General features: G+C 62.8%; 18 protein-coding genes. 10 read left to right on the top strand and 8 right to left on the bottom strand.

Annotated elements, in window-relative coordinates; genetic code table 11:
- Nucleotides 1-64 precede the first annotated feature (64 nt).
- From NA647_RS04750 to NA647_RS04760, 3 genes are all read left to right on the top strand, one after another.
- Complete coding sequence (locus NA647_RS04750) at nucleotides 65-1,582, top strand: 3-hydroxyacyl-CoA dehydrogenase (protein ID WP_256056636.1); 1,518 nt, start codon at nucleotides 65-67, stop codon at nucleotides 1,580-1,582.
- Between the two features lie 216 nt (nucleotides 1,583-1,798).
- Entirely contained in the window at nucleotides 1,799-3,367 is a 1,569-nt protein-coding gene (locus NA647_RS04755; RefSeq protein WP_256056637.1) for a methyl-accepting chemotaxis protein, read from the top strand.
- A gap of 118 nt (nucleotides 3,368-3,485) precedes the next feature.
- A complete protein-coding gene (locus NA647_RS04760) occupies nucleotides 3,486-4,010 on the top strand; it encodes a DUF962 domain-containing protein (RefSeq protein WP_256056638.1) in 525 nt (174 codons plus the stop codon).
- Between the two features lie 12 nt (nucleotides 4,011-4,022).
- On the opposite strand, the gene NA647_RS04765 is transcribed toward NA647_RS04760, so the two are convergent.
- From NA647_RS04765 to NA647_RS04780, 4 genes are all read right to left on the bottom strand, one after another.
- Complete coding sequence (locus NA647_RS04765; RefSeq protein WP_256056639.1) at nucleotides 4,023-4,769, bottom strand: hypothetical protein; 747 nt, start codon at nucleotides 4,767-4,769, stop codon at nucleotides 4,023-4,025.
- A 174-nt stretch (nucleotides 4,770-4,943) separates the two neighbouring features.
- Nucleotides 4,944-6,494 (bottom strand): phospholipase D family protein, encoded by a 1,551-nt coding sequence (locus NA647_RS04770; RefSeq protein WP_256056640.1) that lies wholly within the window; start codon nucleotides 6,492-6,494, stop codon nucleotides 4,944-4,946.
- 60 nt (nucleotides 6,495-6,554) lie between these two features.
- Nucleotides 6,555-7,865, bottom strand: a complete 1,311-nt coding sequence (locus tag NA647_RS04775) for an NAD(P)/FAD-dependent oxidoreductase (protein WP_256056641.1) — start codon at nucleotides 7,863-7,865, stop codon at nucleotides 6,555-6,557.
- Nucleotides 7,866-8,016: 151 nt separating this feature from the next.
- Complete coding sequence (locus tag NA647_RS04780) at nucleotides 8,017-8,505, bottom strand: Lrp/AsnC ligand binding domain-containing protein (protein ID WP_045431082.1); 489 nt, start codon at nucleotides 8,503-8,505, stop codon at nucleotides 8,017-8,019.
- A gap of 149 nt (nucleotides 8,506-8,654) precedes the next feature.
- On the opposite strand from NA647_RS04780, the gene dadA reads away from it, so the two are divergent.
- The 5 genes from dadA (at nucleotide 8,655) to NA647_RS04805 (ending at nucleotide 12,189) form a co-directional block, all read left to right on the top strand.
- Nucleotides 8,655-9,953 (top strand): D-amino acid dehydrogenase, encoded by a 1,299-nt coding sequence (dadA, locus tag NA647_RS04785; protein ID WP_256056642.1) that lies wholly within the window; start codon nucleotides 8,655-8,657, stop codon nucleotides 9,951-9,953.
- Entirely contained in the window at nucleotides 9,928-10,284 is a 357-nt protein-coding gene (locus NA647_RS04790) for a RidA family protein (RefSeq protein WP_256047728.1), read from the top strand. The genes dadA and NA647_RS04790 overlap by 26 nt, the downstream gene beginning before the upstream one ends.
- Before the next feature lie 111 nt (nucleotides 10,285-10,395).
- A complete protein-coding gene (locus tag NA647_RS04795; protein WP_256047729.1) occupies nucleotides 10,396-10,944 on the top strand; it encodes a cupin domain-containing protein in 549 nt (182 codons plus the stop codon).
- 161 nt (nucleotides 10,945-11,105) lie between these two features.
- Nucleotides 11,106-11,528, top strand: coding sequence for a c-type cytochrome (locus NA647_RS04800; protein ID WP_256047730.1), 423 nt, complete (start codon nucleotides 11,106-11,108; stop codon nucleotides 11,526-11,528).
- 142 nt (nucleotides 11,529-11,670) lie between these two features.
- Entirely contained in the window at nucleotides 11,671-12,189 is a 519-nt protein-coding gene (locus NA647_RS04805) for a cupin domain-containing protein (RefSeq protein ID WP_256056644.1), read from the top strand.
- Between the two features lie 9 nt (nucleotides 12,190-12,198).
- Here NA647_RS04805 and xpt read toward each other — a convergent pair whose 3' ends face one another.
- The 4 genes from xpt to NA647_RS04825 all read right to left on the bottom strand — a co-directional run bounded on the left by xpt (nucleotide 12,199) and on the right by NA647_RS04825 (nucleotide 16,709).
- Entirely contained in the window at nucleotides 12,199-12,771 is a 573-nt protein-coding gene (gene xpt, locus NA647_RS04810; RefSeq protein WP_131651465.1) for a xanthine phosphoribosyltransferase, read from the bottom strand.
- Between the two features lie 190 nt (nucleotides 12,772-12,961).
- Complete coding sequence (locus NA647_RS04815; protein ID WP_256056645.1) at nucleotides 12,962-13,552, bottom strand: 3-keto-disaccharide hydrolase; 591 nt, start codon at nucleotides 13,550-13,552, stop codon at nucleotides 12,962-12,964.
- Between the two features lie 5 nt (nucleotides 13,553-13,557).
- The gene (locus NA647_RS04820) at nucleotides 13,558-15,174 is read right to left on the bottom strand and encodes an alpha-amylase family protein (RefSeq protein WP_256056646.1); all 1,617 of its coding nucleotides are present in this window, start codon (nucleotides 15,172-15,174) and stop codon (nucleotides 13,558-13,560) included.
- Nucleotides 15,174-16,709 (bottom strand): alpha-amylase family glycosyl hydrolase, encoded by a 1,536-nt coding sequence (locus NA647_RS04825; RefSeq protein WP_256056647.1) that lies wholly within the window; start codon nucleotides 16,707-16,709, stop codon nucleotides 15,174-15,176. The genes NA647_RS04820 and NA647_RS04825 overlap by 1 nt, the downstream gene beginning before the upstream one ends.
- 185 nt (nucleotides 16,710-16,894) lie before the next feature.
- On the opposite strand from NA647_RS04825, the gene gap reads away from it, so the two are divergent.
- Together gap and NA647_RS04835 are read left to right on the top strand one after the other, a co-directional pair.
- The gene (gap, locus tag NA647_RS04830; RefSeq protein ID WP_256056648.1) at nucleotides 16,895-17,911 is read left to right on the top strand and encodes a type I glyceraldehyde-3-phosphate dehydrogenase; all 1,017 of its coding nucleotides are present in this window, start codon (nucleotides 16,895-16,897) and stop codon (nucleotides 17,909-17,911) included.
- 12 nt (nucleotides 17,912-17,923) lie between these two features.
- A complete protein-coding gene (locus NA647_RS04835) occupies nucleotides 17,924-18,505 on the top strand; it encodes a cyclodeaminase/cyclohydrolase family protein (protein WP_256056650.1) in 582 nt (193 codons plus the stop codon).
- The last annotated feature ends 283 nt before the right edge of the window (nucleotides 18,506-18,788 follow it).

Genomic DNA, 18,788 nt, shown 5'->3' on the forward strand with positions numbered 1-18,788 from the left:
GCACTGCGGAATTTTAAGGGTGGGTCCGAACAGTCGCAACGCTATCTTCATCGAGGAGGTTCGCATGTTTTCCCGTATCGGCATCATCGGCGCTGGCGCCATGGGGCGCGGCATCGCGCAGTTATTCGCCAGCGCCGGTCAGCAGGTCTGGCTGTATGACAGTCGTCCCGAAGCCATCGAGCAGGCGCTGCAATTCAACCGTGAACTGCTCGAGCGCAGCGTAGCCAAGGGCCGCTTAAGTGCCAATGAATTGCCCACGATTCTGGAACGCATGCAGCCGGCTCATCAGCTGGCCGAACTGTCCGGCTGCGATTTGCTGATTGAAGCCATCGTCGAAAATCTCGAAGCCAAGCAGAGCCTATTCGTCGAGTTGGAAGGCCTGGTTGCCGCCGATGCCGTGCTCGCGACCAATACCTCATCGCTTTCGGTAACCCGCATTGCCAGTGCCTGCGCGCGTCCCGAGCGGGTCGCCGGCTACCACTTCTTCAATCCGGTGACCTTGATGAAGCTGGTCGAAGTGGTTCGCGGCGAGCGCACCGACCCTGCGGTTATCGAGCGGCTGGTGCAACTGGCCGAGCAGGCTGGTCACTTCCCGGCGATCACCCCGGATACTCCGGGCTTTCTGGTCAATCATGCCGGCCGCGCATACGGCACCGAGGCGCAGCGCATCCTTAGCGAAGGCATTGCCACGCCGGAGCAGATCGACCGTATTCTGCGCGACGGTCCCGGTTTCCGCATGGGCCCGTTCGAGCTGTTCGACCTGACGGGGCTGGACATTTCCCATGCGGTGATGGAGTCGGTACACGACCAGTTCTATTACGACCCGCGCTATACGCCGTCCTACCTTGCTGCGCAGCGAGTGGCGGCTGGGTTGCTTGGGCGCAAGACGGGGCAAGGGTTCTATCGCTACGAAGAGGGTCAGCAGATCCGCTCGCCGGAGCCCCGTTTCGAGCCGGTGACCCTCGACCGGCCGTTCTGGCTCGACAGCATCGAGCCCGAGCTGCGCAGTCAGGTCGGCGCGATCCTGCAACAGGCGGGTGCCGTACTTGAAGACGGCATCGATCCGTCGAGCCAGGCGATCTGCCTGATCACGCCGTTGGGCGAGGACGCCAGCAACTATATCGAGCGGCTGGCGCTACCAGCGGTGCGTACCATCGCGCTGGACCCGTTCAGCGACCTCGACAAGCGCCGCGTGCTGATGCGCCAGCCTGCGCTGGATCCGGCGCTGGAAGCGCAGGCGCGACAGGCGCTCGGTGCGGACGGCGTGCCGGTGGAGGTGATCAACGACTCGCCGGGCTTCGTCAGCCAGCGCATCATTGCCAGCATCGTCAATCTTGGCTGCGAAATCGCCCAGAAGGGCATCGCTTCGCCGGATACGCTCGATCGCGCCGTAACTGTCGCGCTCGGCTATCCAAAGGGGCCGCTGGGGTTTGCCGAACACTACAACCCCGCACGAATCCTCACGATTCTGGAAGGCATGCAAACCTGCTATGGCCACGAGCCGCGTTATCGCCCGAGCCCTTGGCTGCGGCGGCGGGTGCAGCTCGGTCTGCCGCTAACCGCGCCGGATGCGCCGCGCTGAATTCACACCCGGAGCGTTCAATCGGCCCTCGAGAGAGCGCGGCTTAAGGTTGGCAGCGTGCTGCCGCTAACCCGGTAGACCCGAATGCCGAGCGGTATGAGGTGTAGTCGCGTCCATGCCGCTTAATAAAGGCCAGTTGCTACCAAGGGGCTATGTTCATTGGTGGCCAAGAGGGGTACAACTCGCTCGTTACCGGATGAAAACAAGAGGCCATCGATGCGCCCTGCCTTCCGCCTACACCCCAATGTCTGCCTGTTGCACGCGGTCTCGCTGCTGGCGCTTTTGTCCTTCCTTCAGTGGATGGAACTGCCGTTCTACCTAACAGCCCTTTCGATATTGCTGCTCAGCCTATGGCCCTGGTTAGGTCCGTGGCGCGTCCAAACGGATCCGCCTGGTTCGAGCGAGGCCAATGCCCAGAGCTCTGCTGCGCTGAGCAAAAGCCTTTCGCGGCACACTTGCCACAACGCCCTGTCGGCGGCTCAAGTGTCATTCAGTGCCGAGCAACTTGCGGCACGCCTGCAATCGCAGCTGGCGGCAATCAGCGAGATTGCCAAAGGCGCCGAGGCGATGACCGCGACCGAGCAGGACAGCGCTACCCGCGCGCGTCACTCGCTGGAGGCCGCCGAAGCGGTGCGGCGCAGCAGCGACAACGGGCGAGCCGAACTGCAGCATGCGATCGAACGCATGCAGCGGCTCAGCGCACAGACCGAAGCCAGTCGCGAACTGCTCGACGGACTTTCAGCGCGCACCGAAGAGATACGCCAGATCACCGATGTGATCCAATCCATTGCCAGCCAGACTAACCTGCTTGCGCTCAACGCGGCGATCGAGGCCGCGCGTGCCGGGGAGGCCGGTCGCGGCTTCGCGGTGGTCGCCGATGAGGTGCGCAACCTCGCCGGGCGCACCAGCAGCGCCACCGAAGCGGTCGGACGGATGGTGAGTGATATCCGCGAGCAGAGCGGGGCGGTGGTCAACCATATCCAGAAACAGGCTAGCGAACTCGACGAAGCCGCCGAGCAGATTGCAGGCACCGGCGCCCAGCTCACCGGTATTGCCGATCTGGCTGGCAATGTCGAAACCCAGGTGGCGGAAATTGCTTCCGGTACCGCCACTAATCACGAGCGACTCGCGCAGCTTTTCGTGGCGCTGGACCAGCTGCGTGGTGACGTGCTGGAGAGCGAGACTCAAACCCGTCAGCTGGAGCAGTCCGCGGAGAAGCTTGTCGGCCAGGCGGAAACCGTCAGCGAGCAGCTCGCCGAAGTGCAGCTCGACGACTACCACCAGGGCATCTTCGATCTGGCACGAGAAGGCGCGGCGGCTATCGGTGCGCGTTTCGAGGCGGATCTGCAAGCTGGGCGACTAACGGTCGATGATCTTTTCGATCGCAATTACAAAGCGCAGCCGGGGACCAATCCGATCCGCTACAGCACCCGTTTCGATCGCTATGCCGATGAAGTCCTGCCGGCGATTCAGGAGCCGTTGCTCGAGCGTGACGATGCGCTGATCTATGCCATCGCCACTACGCCGGACGGCTACGTGCCGACTCACAACCGCGCCTTCAGCCAGCCCCCGATCGGCGATCCCGAGGTCGACAAGGTCAAGAGTCGCAGTAAGCGGCTGTTCAATGACCGCACTGGCGGTCGCTGTGGCAGTCATCAACGCAAGGTGCTGTTGCAGACGTATAGCCGCGACACTGGCGAGCTGATGCATGACCTTTCGGTGCCGATCATGGTGGGCGATCGTCATTGGGGTGGTCTGCGGTTGGGCTATCGCCCCGAGCCTTAACGGGCAACGGCGTGTTGGCACAAGCGCCTTGACCTTTGGCACTCGTCCACCACGGGTTGCCGCCCCCGCATGTCGACAAGCTGGCTAAGCTTGCCGGACAACATCTGGAGCTCGCTCTATGAAAACCTTGACCGACCACTTGGCACAGTACGCTGCCTACCACCGCGACCCGCGCAACCTGCTCAGCCATTTCATCGGCATTCCGATGATCGTGCTGGCCGTCGCGGTGTTGCTTTCGCGTCCCGGTATGGATGTTTCAGGACTATGGTTGAGTCCGGTTGCGCTGGTTGCCTTGGCCTCGGTGCTGTTCTATCTGCGGCTAGACTTGCGCTTCGGTGCACTCATGGGGGCGGTGTTGCTGTTCTGCGTCTGGGTCGGTGCGCAGCTGGCGCAGCAGACGACCGCCATCTGGCTGAGCGCGGGGGTTGGATTGTTCGTGGTGGGCTGGATCATCCAGTTCGTCGGGCATTACTACGAAGGACGCAAGCCCGCGTTCGTCGACGATCTCACCGGACTGATCATCGGGCCGCTGTTCGTCGCGGCTGAACTGGGGTTCATCCTCGGCTTGCGCGAGCCGTTGCGCCAGGCCATCGAGGCGCGAGTCGGGCCGGTACGGCTGCGTCAGCGTCCGATCGATGCCTGACCTGGCGCGCTGTTAGGGAACGAGCGCCATCCACTGATCGCTGAGACCACGGGCATGGCGGTCCACCATGATCGGCGCGAAAGGCCGACCCGACGCGGTATTGAAGCTGTTGTTACCGCTGTTCATGTCTTCGAGCGCCACCTTGAGGAAATCCCAGCGAGTCTTCAGCTTGGCGATGGCCGGATTCGATTGGCTGTCCAGGGCGGCGAGTTGCTCATCGATGGAGGGCACCAGATGTCGCTCGTCTTGCCCAAGGTAAGTGTCCGGTTGTTCGCGAGCCGTTTCGAAGGAGCCCACATAGGCGCGGCTCAGGTATTGAACGGTCAGGTATTCCACCTTGGCTGGCAGTTCGGCGCGGAAATCGGCGCCCTGCTGGCTGCGTACCTCGCTGAGGAAGTCGCGTAGCGCCTTGCTCATCTGCAGCGGCCAACCCCAGGGCATGTCGTCTTCTTCGTAACCGAAGCCAGCCCCTTCGCGGAGTGTGGCCTGCAAGGTCTGGTGCAGCTCGCGCAGCTCGGTACTGGCGGCTGGGAAGCTGTTCAGTGTGTCGGTTAGCGCCTTGAGGTCGCCTTCCATCCTTGCCAGATGGGCTTTTTGAAAGCCTTCGCCGCGGTAGAGCAGAAGACTGCTAACTGCACGGTTGGCATGGATCTGCATGCTTTCCAGAGCGGTGAAGGTTTGAGCCTGGGCGGAATTGAGCAGCGCTGGGAACCAGCTCGCCAGCACAATCACCATCAATATCCATTTACGATGATGCATGTCGCGCTCCTTTTTATTTTTATAGAAGCAGTGCCGTATCCGGCATCGGTGCGGCAGCCTAGCTGCCCGATGGCACCTTGGTACCATGGCGAGAAGCGAAAGCAAGCGAGGCGGCGGGTTCGCGGGTTAGATTGGCGGAAATACCTTGCAACCTATATGCCCCGCTAAGGTCGGTCAGAGCATCCGTTCCAGCCCGATCCACTGACTGAACCAGGCGTTGAAACGCCGCCAGGCGCCACCGGGCTCATCCAGGAGCACCTTGCGCCGGCCCTCGTCTTCAGCGATCCAAACCAGCTGTTTTTCGCCGTCGAGCTCGACCAGCCGGACCTCGTAGCTCACCGCCGGCGAGGTGCCTTCAAGTGTAAGCCGTTGTACTTCCCCGGCCAGTTCGGTGCTTTCGATCAGGATGCCGACTTCGGTGTTCCAGAGAACCGAGCGCGGGTCGAAGTTAAACGAGCCGAGAAACACTTCCTGTCGGTCGAATACCGCGGCCTTGCTGTGCAGGCTGGATTCCGACTCGCCGCTCAGGTTATAGGACGCTTCCTGATCAGGCTGCCGACGCAGCTCGAACAAACGCACGCCAGCTTCGAGCAACTCGCGACGGTAGGGTGCGTAACCGCCATGCACGATCGGGACATCGGTCGCCTCCAGCGAGTTGGTGAGAATGCGGATGGCCACGCCGTTTTCGGCGTGGCGCGCGAGGTAGTCCACGCCGTCCTGGGTGGGGACGAAATAGGCGGAAATCAGCGTCATTTCGCGGGTGACGGCGTCCATGCTCGGCTGCAGCTGGGTGGTCAGCAGCAGGTGCGCGTCGGGAATGCCGTCGGCGGTGATCTTGTCCGGGTGGTCCCACATGGCTTCGCCGGGCGCCCAGATCATCCCCTGCAGCCACTGTGCCAGAGGCGGCCCGCCCAGATCTGCCATCAGCCGCTGGTAGCGCTGCGGGGTGCGCTGGCGCTCCGCTTGCAGGTACTCGACGATCTCCTGGCGCGCTTCGTCCAGCGCCGCGGCGCTAGGCGGACTGCGCAGGAAATGCTGGATGGGGACGCTGAGACCATGGTTCCAGTACTGATCGAAGCTGGTCGCCAGCTGCCGGGCCACCGGCCCAGCGCCAAGCAGATCGATGTCAGTGAAGTTCAGGCCTTTTTCAGCATCGAAATATTCGTCGCCAAGATTACGCCCGCCGACGATGGCCAGGCTGTTGTCGGCCAGCATCAGCTTGTTATGCATGCGCCGATGCTGCAGTGAAAGATGCAGCAGGCGACCCACAGTGCGGGTAACGATGTTGCTGCGCCCGACATGCAGGGGATTGAAAACGCGGATGAGAATGTTCGGGTGGGCTGCCAGGGTTGCGATTTGATAGTCGCTGCCGTCGCTGGTTGTGTCATCGAGCAGCAACCGGACCCTGACGCCGCGATCGGCAGCCTTGAGCACTTCGTCGATCAATGCACGGGTGCTGAGGCCGTCGTGGACGATGTAGTACTGCACGTCCAGGCTCGTTTCGGCCGCACGGATCATTCTGACTCGAGCGGCGAAGGCTTCGGCGCTCGAAGACAGCAGGCGAAAGCCCGAATGTCCGGACGGCTGGTCGACGGTCAACGCTTCGATTCGTCGGGCCAGTTCCGTATCCTGGCTCGGCAGGGCGTGGCTCGTGGGTGCGGTAACCAGCTGTCCGGCGCAGCCTGCCAGCAACAGCATCGCCACGAACACCAGATGTTTGCGCAAGAAGCACCTTTTTCGTCGTTAGGGTTCCATGACAATTGGACGCCAGCGCAACGGCGAAATTCAGAACTGGTCCTTGAGCCTGTACCAGAGCATGCCCAATGCCAGCAGCTGCGAGCGCAGCCGCTGGCCGCCGGGAAAGGTCGGATGCGGTACGCGGGCGAACAGATCGAAGCGGCCTTGGACCTGGCCGCTGATGGCTTCGGCCAGTAGTCGCCCGGCAAGGTGGGTGGCGTTCAGCCCGTGGCCGGCATAGGCCTGGGCGTAGTACACGTTGGGTTGATCGGGCAGGCGACCGATCTGCGGCAAACGATTGGCGCCGATGCCGATCATCCCGCCCCACTGAAAGTCGATACCGGTGCCGTGCAATTGCGGAAACACCTTGAGCATCTTCGGCTGCATGTAGGCGGCGATGTCTTTCGGGTCACGACCGGAATAGTGGCAGGCACCGCCGAACAGCAGGCGCCGATCGGCCGAGAGGCGAAAATAATCCAGCGCCACGCGCTGATCGCAGACCGCCATGTTCTGCGGTAACAGTTCATGGGCAAGCGCCTCGGGCAAAGGCTCGGTGGCGATGATGTAGCTGCCGGCTGGCAGTACTTTGCCCGCCAGGTCCGGATTCAATCCGCGAAGGTAAGCATTGCAGGCGAGCACCAGTTGTCCGGCGCGGACGCTGCCGTGCGCGGTATGCACGCGCACCTCCTTGCCGTAATCGATACGCGTGACCGTCGACTGTTCGAACAGGCGTACGCCCAGCGACTGCGCCGCGGCGGCTTCTCCCAGCGCCAGATTGAGCGGATGCAGGTGTCCAGAGCCCATATCCACCAGGCCGCCAACGTACTGATCGGAACCAATCACCTCGCGCATGTCATCTTTCGCCATGCGGCGCAGCGGATGCGGATAGCCCAGGCGCATGAGGTCGGCGTAATCGGCGTCGAAGCCGTCGACATGTCGCGGTTTGGTCGCCAGATCGCAATAACCCCAGGTCAGATCGCAGTCGATGGCGTGGCGCTCGATACGCTGGCGGACGATATCGACCGCCTCGAAGCCCATGCGCTTGAGCGCGTCGACACCTTCAGCGCCGATGATCGGCTGGAACTGCTCGACGTCGTGCCCAACGCCGCGAATCAGTTGGCCACCGTTGCGTCCGCTGGCGCCCCAGCCGATACGGTGGGCCTCCAGCAACACCACTGACAGGCCGCGCTCGGCCAGTTCGATGGCTGTATTGAGGCCACTGAAACCGCCGCCTACGATGCAGACGTCAGCAGTCTGTTCACCTTCCAGGGGTGACAGAGCGAGCGGTTGGTTGACGCTGGCTGCGTAATAGGAGGCTGCGTGATTTTCGCTGTGAATGGCCGCTTGGCGGGTGTGCATGAACGAACCTTGAGTGGATGGCTTGCTTCAAGGGTAGACCGGGGGCGGGTTGGGGAGCAAAAAAGCAGCTTGAAGCTTGAAGCTTGAAGAAAAAGCCACATTCACTTGGCTTCCAGCTTCCAGCTTCCAGCTTCCAGCTTCCAGCTTCCAGCTATTCCGGCACTGGCAATTCGAGCGACTCCTTTACTTCTTCCATGACGATGTAGCTCTTGGATTCGCGCACATGCGGCAGCTTGAGCAGGATGTCGCCGAGCAATTTACGGTACGAGGCCATCTCTGAAATGCGCGCCTTGATCAGGTAATCGAAGTCGCCTGACACCAGATGGCACTCCAAGACGTGCGGCAGCTTCAGCACAGCACGGCGGAACTCTTCAAAGATATCGCCGGATTTGTAAGCCAGGCTGATCTCGACGAACACCAGCAGCCCGCCCTTGAGGTGCTGCGGGTTCAGCCGCGCGGTGTAGCCCATGATGATGCCTTCGCGCTCCAGCCGGCGCACCCGCTCGGTGCAGGGCGTGGTGGACAGGCCGATGCGTTCGCCCAGTTCTGTAAACGGCATACGGCCCTCTGCCTGAAGCAGGCGAAGGATTTGGCGGTCGATCTTGTCCAGCTCACGGCGGGTCTGATGCTTGGTTCGCATAGGTTTATCGACTCCAAGAAATGCGTTTTCGACGTGAATAAAACACGAAGATAGCCGTTTATATAGAGAAAACCACTAGTCAGCGCTTTCTATACTCCGCACTAACAGTGACTGAAAAACCCCGGTCAGCGAGCGGGTGGGAGGCGGCGATGCGTGTTCTGGTGATGGGTGGCGGAGTGATCGGCACGACCAGTGCCTTTTATCTGGCTCGTGCCGGCTTCGAAGTGGTGGTCGTCGACCGTCAACCAGCCGTGGCGATGGAAACCAGCTTTGCCAACGCCGGGCAGGTGTCGCCCGGTTACGCCTCGCCCTGGGCTGCGCCCGGCGTGCCGCTCAAGGCCATCAAATGGCTGTTGCAACGGCACGCGCCGCTGGCGATCAAGCTCACCGGAAACGTCCAGCAATACCTGTGGATGGCACAGATGCTGCGCAACTGCACGGCGGCGCGCTATGCGGTGAACAAGGAGCGAATGGTGCGGCTGTCCGAATACAGCCGTGATTGCCTCGACGAGCTACGTGCCGAAACCGGTATCGACTACGAAGGTCGGCAATGCGGCACGACTCAGCTGTTCCGCACCCAGGCGCAGCTGGACGCCGCAGCCAAGGACATCGCCGTGCTGGAAGCCTCGGGCGTGCCTTACGAGTTGCTCGACCGCGCCGGCATCGCCCGTGCCGAGCCGGCACTGGCGAAGGTGGCGGACAAGCTCAGCGGCGCGTTGCGTCTGCCCAACGACCAGACCGGCGACTGTCAGCTGTTTACCACCAAGCTGGCCGAGATGGCACGTGAGCTGGGTGTGGAGTTCCGCTTCAACCAGGACATTCAGCGCCTGGAATATTCTGGTGATCGCCTCGATGGCGTGTGGATCGACGGCAAGCTGGAAACCGCCGATCGCTATGTGCTGGCCCTGGGCAGCTACAGCTCCCAGATGCTCAAGCCGCTGGGCATCCGCGCCCCGGTTTATCCGCTCAAGGGTTACTCGCTTACCGTGCCGATCAGCGACCCGGCCATGGCGCCGGTATCCACGGTGCTGGATGAAACCTACAAGGTCGCCATCACTCGCTTCGATCAGCGCATCCGTGTGGGTGGGATGGCTGAGATTGCCGGTCACGACCTGTCGCTCAATCCGCGCCGGCGCGAAACCCTGGAAATGGTCGTCGGCGATCTGTTTCCGCTGGGTGGCGATCCGAGCGGCGCGGAACTCTGGACCGGACTGCGCCCGGCGACTCCCGACGGCACCCCGATTGTCGGTGCCACCGCCTATCGCAACCTGTATCTCAATACCGGCCACGGCACCCTGGGCTGGACCATGGCCTGCGGGTCTGGCCGCCTGCTGGCCGATCTGCTGGCGAATAAACGCACCCAGATCAGCACCGATGGCCTGGATGTTTCCCGTTACGGCACGACCAAGGAGCCGCACAAGCATGCCCATACAGCGCCTGCACACTGACGCTCGCATGAGCCAGATCGTCATTCACGGCAACACCGTCTATCTGGCCGGTCAGGTGGGTGAAGACATGAGTGCCGGTGTCGAGCAGCAGACGCGCGAAACCCTCGATAACGTCGAGCGGCTGCTGCGTCAGGCCGGCACGGACAAGCAGCACATTCTGTCGGTGACCATCTACCTCAAGGACATCGAGGCGGATTTCGCCGGCATGAATGCGATCTGGGATCAGTGGTTGCCCGACGGCGTCGCGCCAGCACGGGCCACCGTCGAAGCCAAACTGTGCGAGCCGGAAATTCTCGTCGAACTGTCGGTCGTTGCGGCGCTGCCGGAGTGAATCCCGTCCGTTGCCGTCAGTCACTTCATTTCGGCCTGACGTGTTGTAAATACTGAACGCCCTCGCCATCATAGCGGCACTGTATTTCGCGCTTGATTGAGGGCTCCCGTATTGGACGTCGGCGTTCGACTGCAAACCATCCGCAAACTCAAGGGCTTGTCCCAGCGCGAACTCGCCAAACGTGCAGGCGTTACCAACAGCACGATTTCCATGATCGAAAAGAACAGCGTCAGCCCGTCCATCAGCTCGCTGAAAAAGGTGCTGAGCGGCATTCCCATGTCGCTGGTCGAGTTCTTCTCCCCCGATTTCGAGCAGGACGGTGACACCCAGGTGGTCTACAAGGCGGGTGAGCTGATCGATATTTCCGACGGTGCGGTGAGCATGAAGCTCGTCGGCAAGGCGCATCCGGGGCGGGCCATCGCGTTTCTCGCCGAAACCTATCCGCCCGGCTCCGATACCGGTACCGACATGCTGGCGCACCAGGGCGAAGAGGCCGGCATGTTGGTTGAGGGGCGCCTGGAACTGACGGTGAGCGGGCAGACCTATCTGCTCGAAACCGGCGATAGTTACTACTTCGAAAGCAGCAAACCGCATCGTTTCCGCAACCCGTTCGATACGCCTGCCAAGCTGATCAGCGCGACAACGCCAGCGAATTTCTAAGCCTGCCCGACGGCATCGTGAAAGGCATTGGCGGTGCGACACGGCGTCGCTGGGCAGGCCTGCACGACATGGGTTGTTTCGGCAAGCATGGCTTGCCGCTATACTAGCCGCCGCCCGCGTAACCGTGGCCGCGGGCGTGTCTAGCCACATGAGGGTGTAAGGTGAACCTGATTAAGAAGATCCTGGTAGCACAGACTGCCGTAGTGGCCCTGTGGGCAGTGAGCGCTCAGGCTGCGACCAACGACGACATCGCCGAGCGACTCAAGCCGGTAGGCGAAGTATGTATTCAAGGTGAAGAGTGCGCAGCGGCCGGTCCGGCAACTGCTGCCGCTGGCGGCGCCGCTCGCAGTGGCGAAGACGTATATGGCAAGTTCTGCACTGCCTGCCACGGCTCCGGTCTGCTCAACGCACCGAAGACTGGCGACTCGGCTGCCTGGACTGCACGTGCCGATGCAGCCGGCGGCCTGGATGGCTTGCTCAAGCACGCCATCAGCGGCATCAACGCCATGCCGCCGAAAGGTACCTGTGCCGATTGTTCGGATGACGAGCTGAAAGCCGCCATCCAGCACATGTCCGGCCTCTAAGCTTCTGCTGGACAGACATCGCCGCCTTCGGGCGGCTTTGTCGTTTCTGGCGGGGAGAAAAGCCGCGGAGCATCGGTCGAATCTACGAATCCGTTCCGAGGGCCGGCGTGATACCTGCCCTCGGCATGACGATGAGGTGCCCATGCCCAGTTCCGCCCCGCAACCCGAGCAGCTGCATTTTTCCAGTGACGGCCGCACGCCGAACAGCCCGCATCCGCTGCTGGTGTACCGGCAATTACCGCTGGCCGATGACGACTACGCCAGCGCGTTCGAGAACCTGTTCAACAGCCATCTGTGGCCAGCGCAATGGCGCGCGAGCGTATACGACTATCACCACTTTCACTCCACCGCCCATGAAGTGCTCGGCGTTTCGCGTGGTTCGGCGCGGCTGATGCTTGGCGGCGAGCATGGGCAGGAAGTGGAGGTGCGTGCGGGTGATGCGTTGGTACTACCTGCTGGTACCGGCCACTGCCGGCTGAGCGCCAGCGAGGATTTCGAGGTGGTCGGCGGCTACCCGGTGGAGCAGCAGTACGATCTGCTGCGCCCGGACGAGCGCAGCCATGATGAGGCGCGTGCGCGCGCCGAGCGGGTTGGCGTGCCGGTCAGTGATCCGGTCGCCGGGACCCAGGGCGCACTGGTAACGCTGTGGCGTAGCGAATAGCGCAGGCGCTTACTCGACGAATACCACCTGACCGTCCGCCAGCGCGGCGACGCGGGCCAGCGATTCGACGCGGAAGCCCGCTTCTTCCAGTTCCTGACGACCGACCTGGAAGGATTTCTCGATGACGATACCGAGTCCGGCAATGCTCGCGCCGGCCTGCTGGATGATTGACACCAGGCCCTTGGCCGCTTTGCCGTTGGCCAGGAAGTCGTCGATGATCAGCACGCGGTCGGCAGCCGACAGATGGTTGGTGGAAATCGCGATGGTGCTTTCGACCTGCTTGGTAAAGGAATACACCGAGGCGGTCAGCAGATGGTCGGTCATGGTCAGCGACTGATGCTTACGGGCGAAGATCACCGGTACGCCTAGTTCCAGGCCGGCCATGATCGCGGGTGCGATGCCGGAGGCCTCGATGGTGACGATCTTGGTGATGCCTTCGTCGCGGAACAGCCGGGCGAATTCCTGGCCGATCTGCTGCATCAGCACGGGGTCGATCTGATGGTTCAGGAAGGCATCGACCTTGAGTACTCGGTCGGACAGTACGATGCCTTCATCGCGGATCTTCTGTTTCAGCTGTTCCACAAACGCGCTACCTCATGCGTGGGCGGCCCGGTACTTCTGACGATTCGCCGTCCCGAAAGGCGACTGGGCGCTACGCCACGATGGCGAGCGCCCAGCCCGTTTCGATCCTGCATCCATTTCGCCAGCGTTCCCGCTGCCTGGAAAGCCGCGCATTCTCGCTCAATTTCATGCCTGGGTCCAAGCGGAGCTTTCAGCCCGGCGTTTCGATCGACAAGCGGCGAAAGCGTGCGGCCTCGCCATGGTGCTGCAGCACGATGAAGCCCTCCGTGGCCTGGGCGAAGCGTGGAAAGGCGGCGAACTTGCTCTGCGCGATGCGGGCGTGCAGGCCTGGATCGTCGAGCCGATAGCCGAGCACGCAACGGCCGCGCAGCCAGTGTTCGACATGACCCTCGCGAACACTCACTGCCGCATTGACGAACTCCCCCTGCTCGATGGGCGTTTCCTGCTTGGCTGCCAGCAACCCGTACAGCGCGCCGTTGCGCGTGGTGGGCTCGCGGCCGTCGGGATGGCCGGCGTCGTCGAGCAGCTGCATCTCCGGGCCGCTGTGCCAACTCTCTTCGGCATCGTCCTCGACCCGGTAGAGCACGCCCGAATTTCCGGCGATCGGCAGTGCAAATTCGAAACGCAGGACGAAATCGCGATAGCGCCGCCGCGACACCAGGTCGACCCGCGGCGCACCGGCGATGGCTTGTAGCTCACCGTCGTGGCGCCGCCAGCTGCCGGTGGGAAAGTTGTCGGTATGCCAGCCCCGCCAATCTTCGGCATCGAGTTGGATTTCCATGAGCCTTAGCCAAACAGCTGCTGTTTGCGACGCAGCCAGCGATAGCCATAGCCGCGCAGACGTAGCCGTAGCGGGTGGCCCTGGGGCTGCTCGTAATCGCTGTCGGCCAGCACGTCGACCATGTTCTGTAGATCCTGCTCGGTGATTTCGACCTCGACGTCCTGGTCCGCCAGGTTCACCAGCATCAGTACGGTCGAATCGTTGTCGTGGCGGATGGCGAAGACCGAGGGGCAACCCGTGTCGACCGGTCGATGCTGGCCCCCGCCGATCTCGCGCAGACCGATACGAGTACGGATCATATTGCCGGTCTTGGCCATCAGGGAGTCGTCACGCAGGGTTTGGGCGTACACATTTATCCGTGAATGGCCGAAGTCACCGTCTTCGATCACCGGCGCGGCCAGCTGCTTCGCGTCCGCGCAGGAAAATCCGGCGTTAGGTTCGTTGGACCATTGCATCGGCGTGCGCACCGCCAGGCGCTCGGGCCGTGACAGGTCCTCACCCATGCCGATTTCCTCGCCGTAACGGATGATCGGCGTACCGGGCAGCGCGAACATCAGCGCATGGGCCATGGCAAGACGTCGCTCGTCGCCGTCGAGCATCGGCGCCAGACGCCGACGGATGCCACGGTTGTAGGCGCGCATGTCTGGGTCGGGGGCGAAGGCCTGCATCACCTCTTCGCGCTCATCATCGCTCAGGCGCTCCAGATCCAACTCGTCGTGGTTGCGCAGCCAGATGGCGTACTGCGCGCGCTCGGGCGGTTCCGGCTGGTGTTCCAGTGCCCGATGCAGGGGCTCCGCCTCGCTGCGTGCGAGCGAGAGGAAGAAGTGGTTGTTGGCCCAGAAATTTAGCAACAGGGTCAGTCGATCGCCTTCGCCAAAATAATCGCGGTATTGCTCCGGCTCGACGTCGACCTCGCCCAGCAGCACGGCTTCCGGTCGGCGCAGGGTGACGAAATCGCGCATGTGCTCGAGCAGCCAGTAGCCGTCTCCTTCGCCTTCGCCGGCCTGTTCGATCAAGTGTGAGGCGGCGTCGACGCGAAAGCCCGAGACGCCCAGGCGCAGCCAGAAGGCGATGATCCTTTCGATTTCCTTGATCACCTTCGGGTTGGCCAGATTCAGATCCGGCTCATGGCTGTAGAACAGGTGGCGGTAGTACTGGCCGGCTTCCTCGTCCCAGGTCCAGACGCTGTCCTCGATGGTGGGAAAGATCGGCTCGATGCTGTCGTCCGGCTCGTCCGCCCAGATGTAATAGTCCCGATAAGGCGATTGCCGATCGCGCCGCGCCTCCTGAAACCAGCGATGCTCGGTGGAGGTGTGCTGCACCACCAATTCGATCATCACGTGCAGGCCCAACTCCTCGGCTTTCTCCAGCAGATACACCACGTCGGCGAGATCGCCGAAGCGCGGGTCGACCTGCAAGTGGTCGCTGACATCGTAGCCGGCGTCCTGGAAAGGCGATTGGTAGAAGGGCATCAGCCAGACTGCCGTCGCGCCCAGGCCGCGGACGTAATCGAGGCGGTCGGTAACCCCGCGCAAGTCGCCGCAGCCGTCGCCGTTGATGTCGAGAAACAAGGACGGGTCGATCTGATAGATCACCGCATTTCGGTACCAAAGTGGGCGCATCAGTGTTCCTCCGGGCTGAGAATCAACGCCTGGCCTGCTGCCAGTTCGCCGCTGTAAGGTTCGCCTTCGCGCTGGGCGTCGCTGGCGATTTCGATCTGCCAGTGCCCGTTGATCGGAAAGGCGTGGGGCTCATCGGCGAAGTTCAGGCAGATCACCCGCAGGTCATCGCCCAGTTGCCGCCTGTAGGCCAGCACGTTCGGGTGCGATGGCAGTTCGTGCCAGTCGCCGTGCAGCAGCGCCGGGCTGCTTTTGCGCGCGGCGATCAGGCGGCGGTACAGCTCGAGGGTCGAGCCTGGTGCACGCAGCTGGCGTTCGACCGCCAATTCGTCGCTTTCGGGCGGAAAGGGTAGCCAGGGCTCGGCGCCATCCCAGCCGTGGGGCGCTGTCGCCAGCCAGGGAATCGGCGCTCGGCACCCATCGCGGCCGCCGGGATCGACCTGCTCGTCCGGCGCGATCACCGCGTCCTCCAAACCCAGCTCTTCGCCCTGAAAGATGAACGGCGTGCCGCGCAGGGTCAGCAGCAGTACCGCGGCGGCATAGGCGCTGCGAAGCGAGCCCTGATAGCGGCTGCGCTGGCGTTGATTGTCGTGATTGGACAGCACCCAGGTCGGCCAGGCGTTGGCCGGTTTCAGCAGCGCCTCGACGTCGCGGATGCAGGTGCGGAACATCACCGGCTCCCAGGGCGCGTCCAGCGGCTGGAAATTGAATGACATGTGCAGCTCGTCGCCAGCCCCGTAGTACTGCAGGACCCGTTCGGTGGAGCGGATATTGACCTCGCCGACCAGCACGCGCTCGCCGGGATAGCTGTCGACCAGCCGGCGCAAACCACGCAATACCTCGTGGCTGTAGGGCTGGTCGTTGAATTCCACTAGCGGCTGGCCGGCCAGGCAGCGCGGATCGTCGGCGAATGTCGGCTCTTTGCCCGTGCAATGAATGACGTCGATGCGAAAGCCATCGATGCCGCGCTCGAGCCAGAAGCGCAGCACGCCGTGCATCGCCTCGACCACCTCGGGGTTACGCCAGTTCAGATCCGGCTGCTCGGGCAAGAACAGGTGCAGATAGTACTGCTGGCTGTGCTCGTCCCAAGTCCAGGCGCTACCGGCATTGAGCGCGGCGCGCCAGTTGTTCGGCTCGTCGCGCCAGATGTACCAGTCGCGCTTGGGGTTGTCCCGCGAGCTGCGCGATTCGATGAACCAGGGGTGCTGATCGGAGGTGTGATTCGGGACGAAATCGAGCAGCACGCGGATCCCGCGGGCATGCGCCTCGGCGATGAGCCGGTCGATGTCATCCAGCGAGCCGAACAGCGGGTCGATGTCGCAGTAATCGCTGATGTCATAGCCGGCATCGCGCATCGGCGAACGGAAGATCGGCGACAGCCACAGGGCGTCGACGCCGAGGTACTGCAGGTGATCGAGGTGGCGCAGCACGCCATTGAGGTCGCCGATGCCGTCGCCGTTGCTGTCGGCGAAGGATCGCGGATAGATCTGATAGACGGTGGCGCCTTTCCACCAGGGTGGCTGGGTTGACTCGCTCATGCTCGTTCCCTTTTCTGGTGTTCGTTTCCGGTGTTCGGCAGGCCGGCTTGGCGGACCTGTCTGGTTACGACTGATGTGGGCCGCTCGGGTTCGCCGTTCGGCGATCTTCTTCGGATGCAGTGAACGACATCCGTGATCGTCCGACTAATCTTGCACAAGCCTCAACGATCCCCTGGGAGACCGCCATGTTGCGTATTGCCATCAATGGTTATGGCCGTATTGGCCGAGCCGTGTTGCGAGCCCTGTTCGAGCGGAATCTGGAAAGCCAGATTCGTATAGAGGCGATCAACGACCTCAGTGACCGGGCTGCGATGGCGCATCTGACGCGCTTCGACACCACCTTCGGGCGCTTTCATGGCCAGGTCGACCTGCACGAGGACATGCTGCAGATCCGTGGGCAATCGATTCGACTGCTGCAGGAGCGCGACCCCGCGCAATTGCCCTGGAAGCAGCTCGGCGTCGATGTGGTGCTGGAGTGCTCGGGCAAGTTCAAGAAGCGCGCGTTGGTCGACCAACATCTGCAGGCCGGAGCCAACCGGGTGTTCGCCTCGCACCCGCTCGATGGCGCCGACCTGACCGTAGTCTATGGCGTCAACCATGAGCTGCTGGGCACCCAGCGAGTGATTTCAAATGCGTCCTGCACCACCAATTGCCTGGCGCCGTTGGCCAAGGTGCTGCATGAGGCTATGGGGATTCGTCAGGGCTTGCTCAATACCGTGCACGCCTATACCAACGACCAGAATCTGCTGGACAAGGCGCACAAGGACCTTTACCGCGCCCGTGCCGCGGCGGAGTCGATGATTCCCTCGACCACCGGCGCCGCCAAAGCCATCGGTCTGGTGCTGCCGGAACTGGCCGGGCGGCTGGATGGCCTGTCGGTGCGGGTGCCGACGCCGAACGTCTCGCTGGTGGACCTCACCTTCGTTGCCGAGCGTGCGCCTGCGAGTGTCGAGGCGGTCAACCAGATCTTGCGTGACGGCGCGCAGACGATGCCGCTCGGGGTAATGGAGTGTAACGACCTGCCACTGGTGTCTCGCGACTTCTTTGGGTATCCGGCATCGTGCGTGGCTGATCTCAGCCATACGCGTGTACAGGGTGATCTGATCAAGGTGCTGGCTTGGTACGACAACGAGTGGGCATTCTCAAATCGCATGCTCGATGTTCTGCTGGCCTGGGGCAACGGCACGGCGCGCGCCAGCTGACGGGCCGCTTGCATGAGCAGAAGCACGAGCGTCTGGTTGCAACCATTAGCGGACTTTCGCGCGGCGACTGCTGCTCGCCAGCCCACGCCCGGTTGCGGCGCAGCGGCTGCGGTCACCGCGGACATTGGCCTTGCGCTGGTGGTGAAGGGGCTCCGTATCAGCGAGGCCCACGGCTCCGACCCGGCCCGGCTCGAGCTGCTGCAGGCAGCCGAGGCGCTGCTGGGTAGGCCCGGCGCTTTTGCGGACGATGACATGCAGGCGTTCGGCGATTACCTGAGCGCCGCCCGTGAAGGCGAGCCCAAGCGTAAGCAGGCGGCCGCGCGTCAGGCCTGTGCGGTGCCGCTGGCGTTGGCGCACTGCTGCCTGGAGGCGCTCGAACTGGCCGTCGCGGCCTGGCCGTGCACGGCGTCGAATGTCCGCAGCGACGTGCAGGCCGGGGCCATGCTCATCCATGCCGGGCTCAATGCAGCCTTGATCAATGTCGCTGCTGACATGCCGAGCCTCGACGATGCACAAGCTCAAGAACAGGCGAGGCAGACACGCCAGCGGCTGCAGACGGAAGGCGATGCTCTGTCGAAGCGGTTGCTCGATTAGGTCGGATGCGGTCACGCGGATGGACTGGAACCCTTCCGGCGCTGGCCGACATTGGGTTGGCGGCCTCGTCGGCCACTGCTCATATCGCCGCACAATCAATCGACACCTGCGAAATCGCGCTCTGGTTCTCTGAAACAGGCTGCCATTTCTTACTTTAAATCTGCGTGACAGGCGCCATAACGCCTCGCGCCGCTGCGGGTGGGCGTCGTTGTGCTGGAGCAACCACGCGGCGGGTAGAGACTGATTTTTCCCCGCGCCGGCATACCTCCAACAGTCTCGATTC

It is taken from the genome of Stutzerimonas stutzeri, assembly GCF_024448985.1.
GTDB classification, from domain to species: Bacteria; Pseudomonadota; Gammaproteobacteria; order Pseudomonadales; family Pseudomonadaceae; genus Stutzerimonas; species Stutzerimonas stutzeri_AP.

What these genes read in the sequence shown, in the direction of transcription:
- NA647_RS04750 (WP_256056636.1), top strand. Translation starts at nt 65, where the DNA reads ATGTTTTCCCGTATCGGCATCATCGGCGCTGGCGCCATGGGGCGCGGC.
- NA647_RS04755 (WP_256056637.1), top strand. Translation starts at nt 1,799, where the DNA reads ATGCGCCCTGCCTTCCGCCTACACCCCAATGTCTGCCTGTTGCACGCG.
- NA647_RS04760 (WP_256056638.1), top strand. Translation starts at nt 3,486, where the DNA reads ATGAAAACCTTGACCGACCACTTGGCACAGTACGCTGCCTACCACCGC.
- NA647_RS04765 (WP_256056639.1), bottom strand. Translation starts at nt 4,769, where the DNA reads ATGCATCATCGTAAATGGATATTGATGGTGATTGTGCTGGCGAGCTGG.
- NA647_RS04775 (WP_256056641.1), bottom strand. Translation starts at nt 7,865, where the DNA reads ATGCACACCCGCCAAGCGGCCATTCACAGCGAAAATCACGCAGCCTCC.
- NA647_RS04780 (WP_045431082.1), bottom strand. Translation starts at nt 8,505, where the DNA reads ATGCGAACCAAGCATCAGACCCGCCGTGAGCTGGACAAGATCGACCGC.
- dadA (WP_256056642.1), top strand. Translation starts at nt 8,655, where the DNA reads ATGCGTGTTCTGGTGATGGGTGGCGGAGTGATCGGCACGACCAGTGCC.
- NA647_RS04790 (WP_256047728.1), top strand. Translation starts at nt 9,928, where the DNA reads ATGCCCATACAGCGCCTGCACACTGACGCTCGCATGAGCCAGATCGTC.
- NA647_RS04805 (WP_256056644.1), top strand. Translation starts at nt 11,671, where the DNA reads ATGCCCAGTTCCGCCCCGCAACCCGAGCAGCTGCATTTTTCCAGTGAC.
- NA647_RS04815 (WP_256056645.1), bottom strand. Translation starts at nt 13,552, where the DNA reads ATGGAAATCCAACTCGATGCCGAAGATTGGCGGGGCTGGCATACCGAC.
- NA647_RS04820 (WP_256056646.1), bottom strand. Translation starts at nt 15,174, where the DNA reads ATGCGCCCACTTTGGTACCGAAATGCGGTGATCTATCAGATCGACCCG.
- NA647_RS04825 (WP_256056647.1), bottom strand. Translation starts at nt 16,709, where the DNA reads ATGAGCGAGTCAACCCAGCCACCCTGGTGGAAAGGCGCCACCGTCTAT.
- gap (WP_256056648.1), top strand. Translation starts at nt 16,895, where the DNA reads ATGTTGCGTATTGCCATCAATGGTTATGGCCGTATTGGCCGAGCCGTG.
- NA647_RS04835 (WP_256056650.1), top strand. Translation starts at nt 17,924, where the DNA reads ATGAGCAGAAGCACGAGCGTCTGGTTGCAACCATTAGCGGACTTTCGC.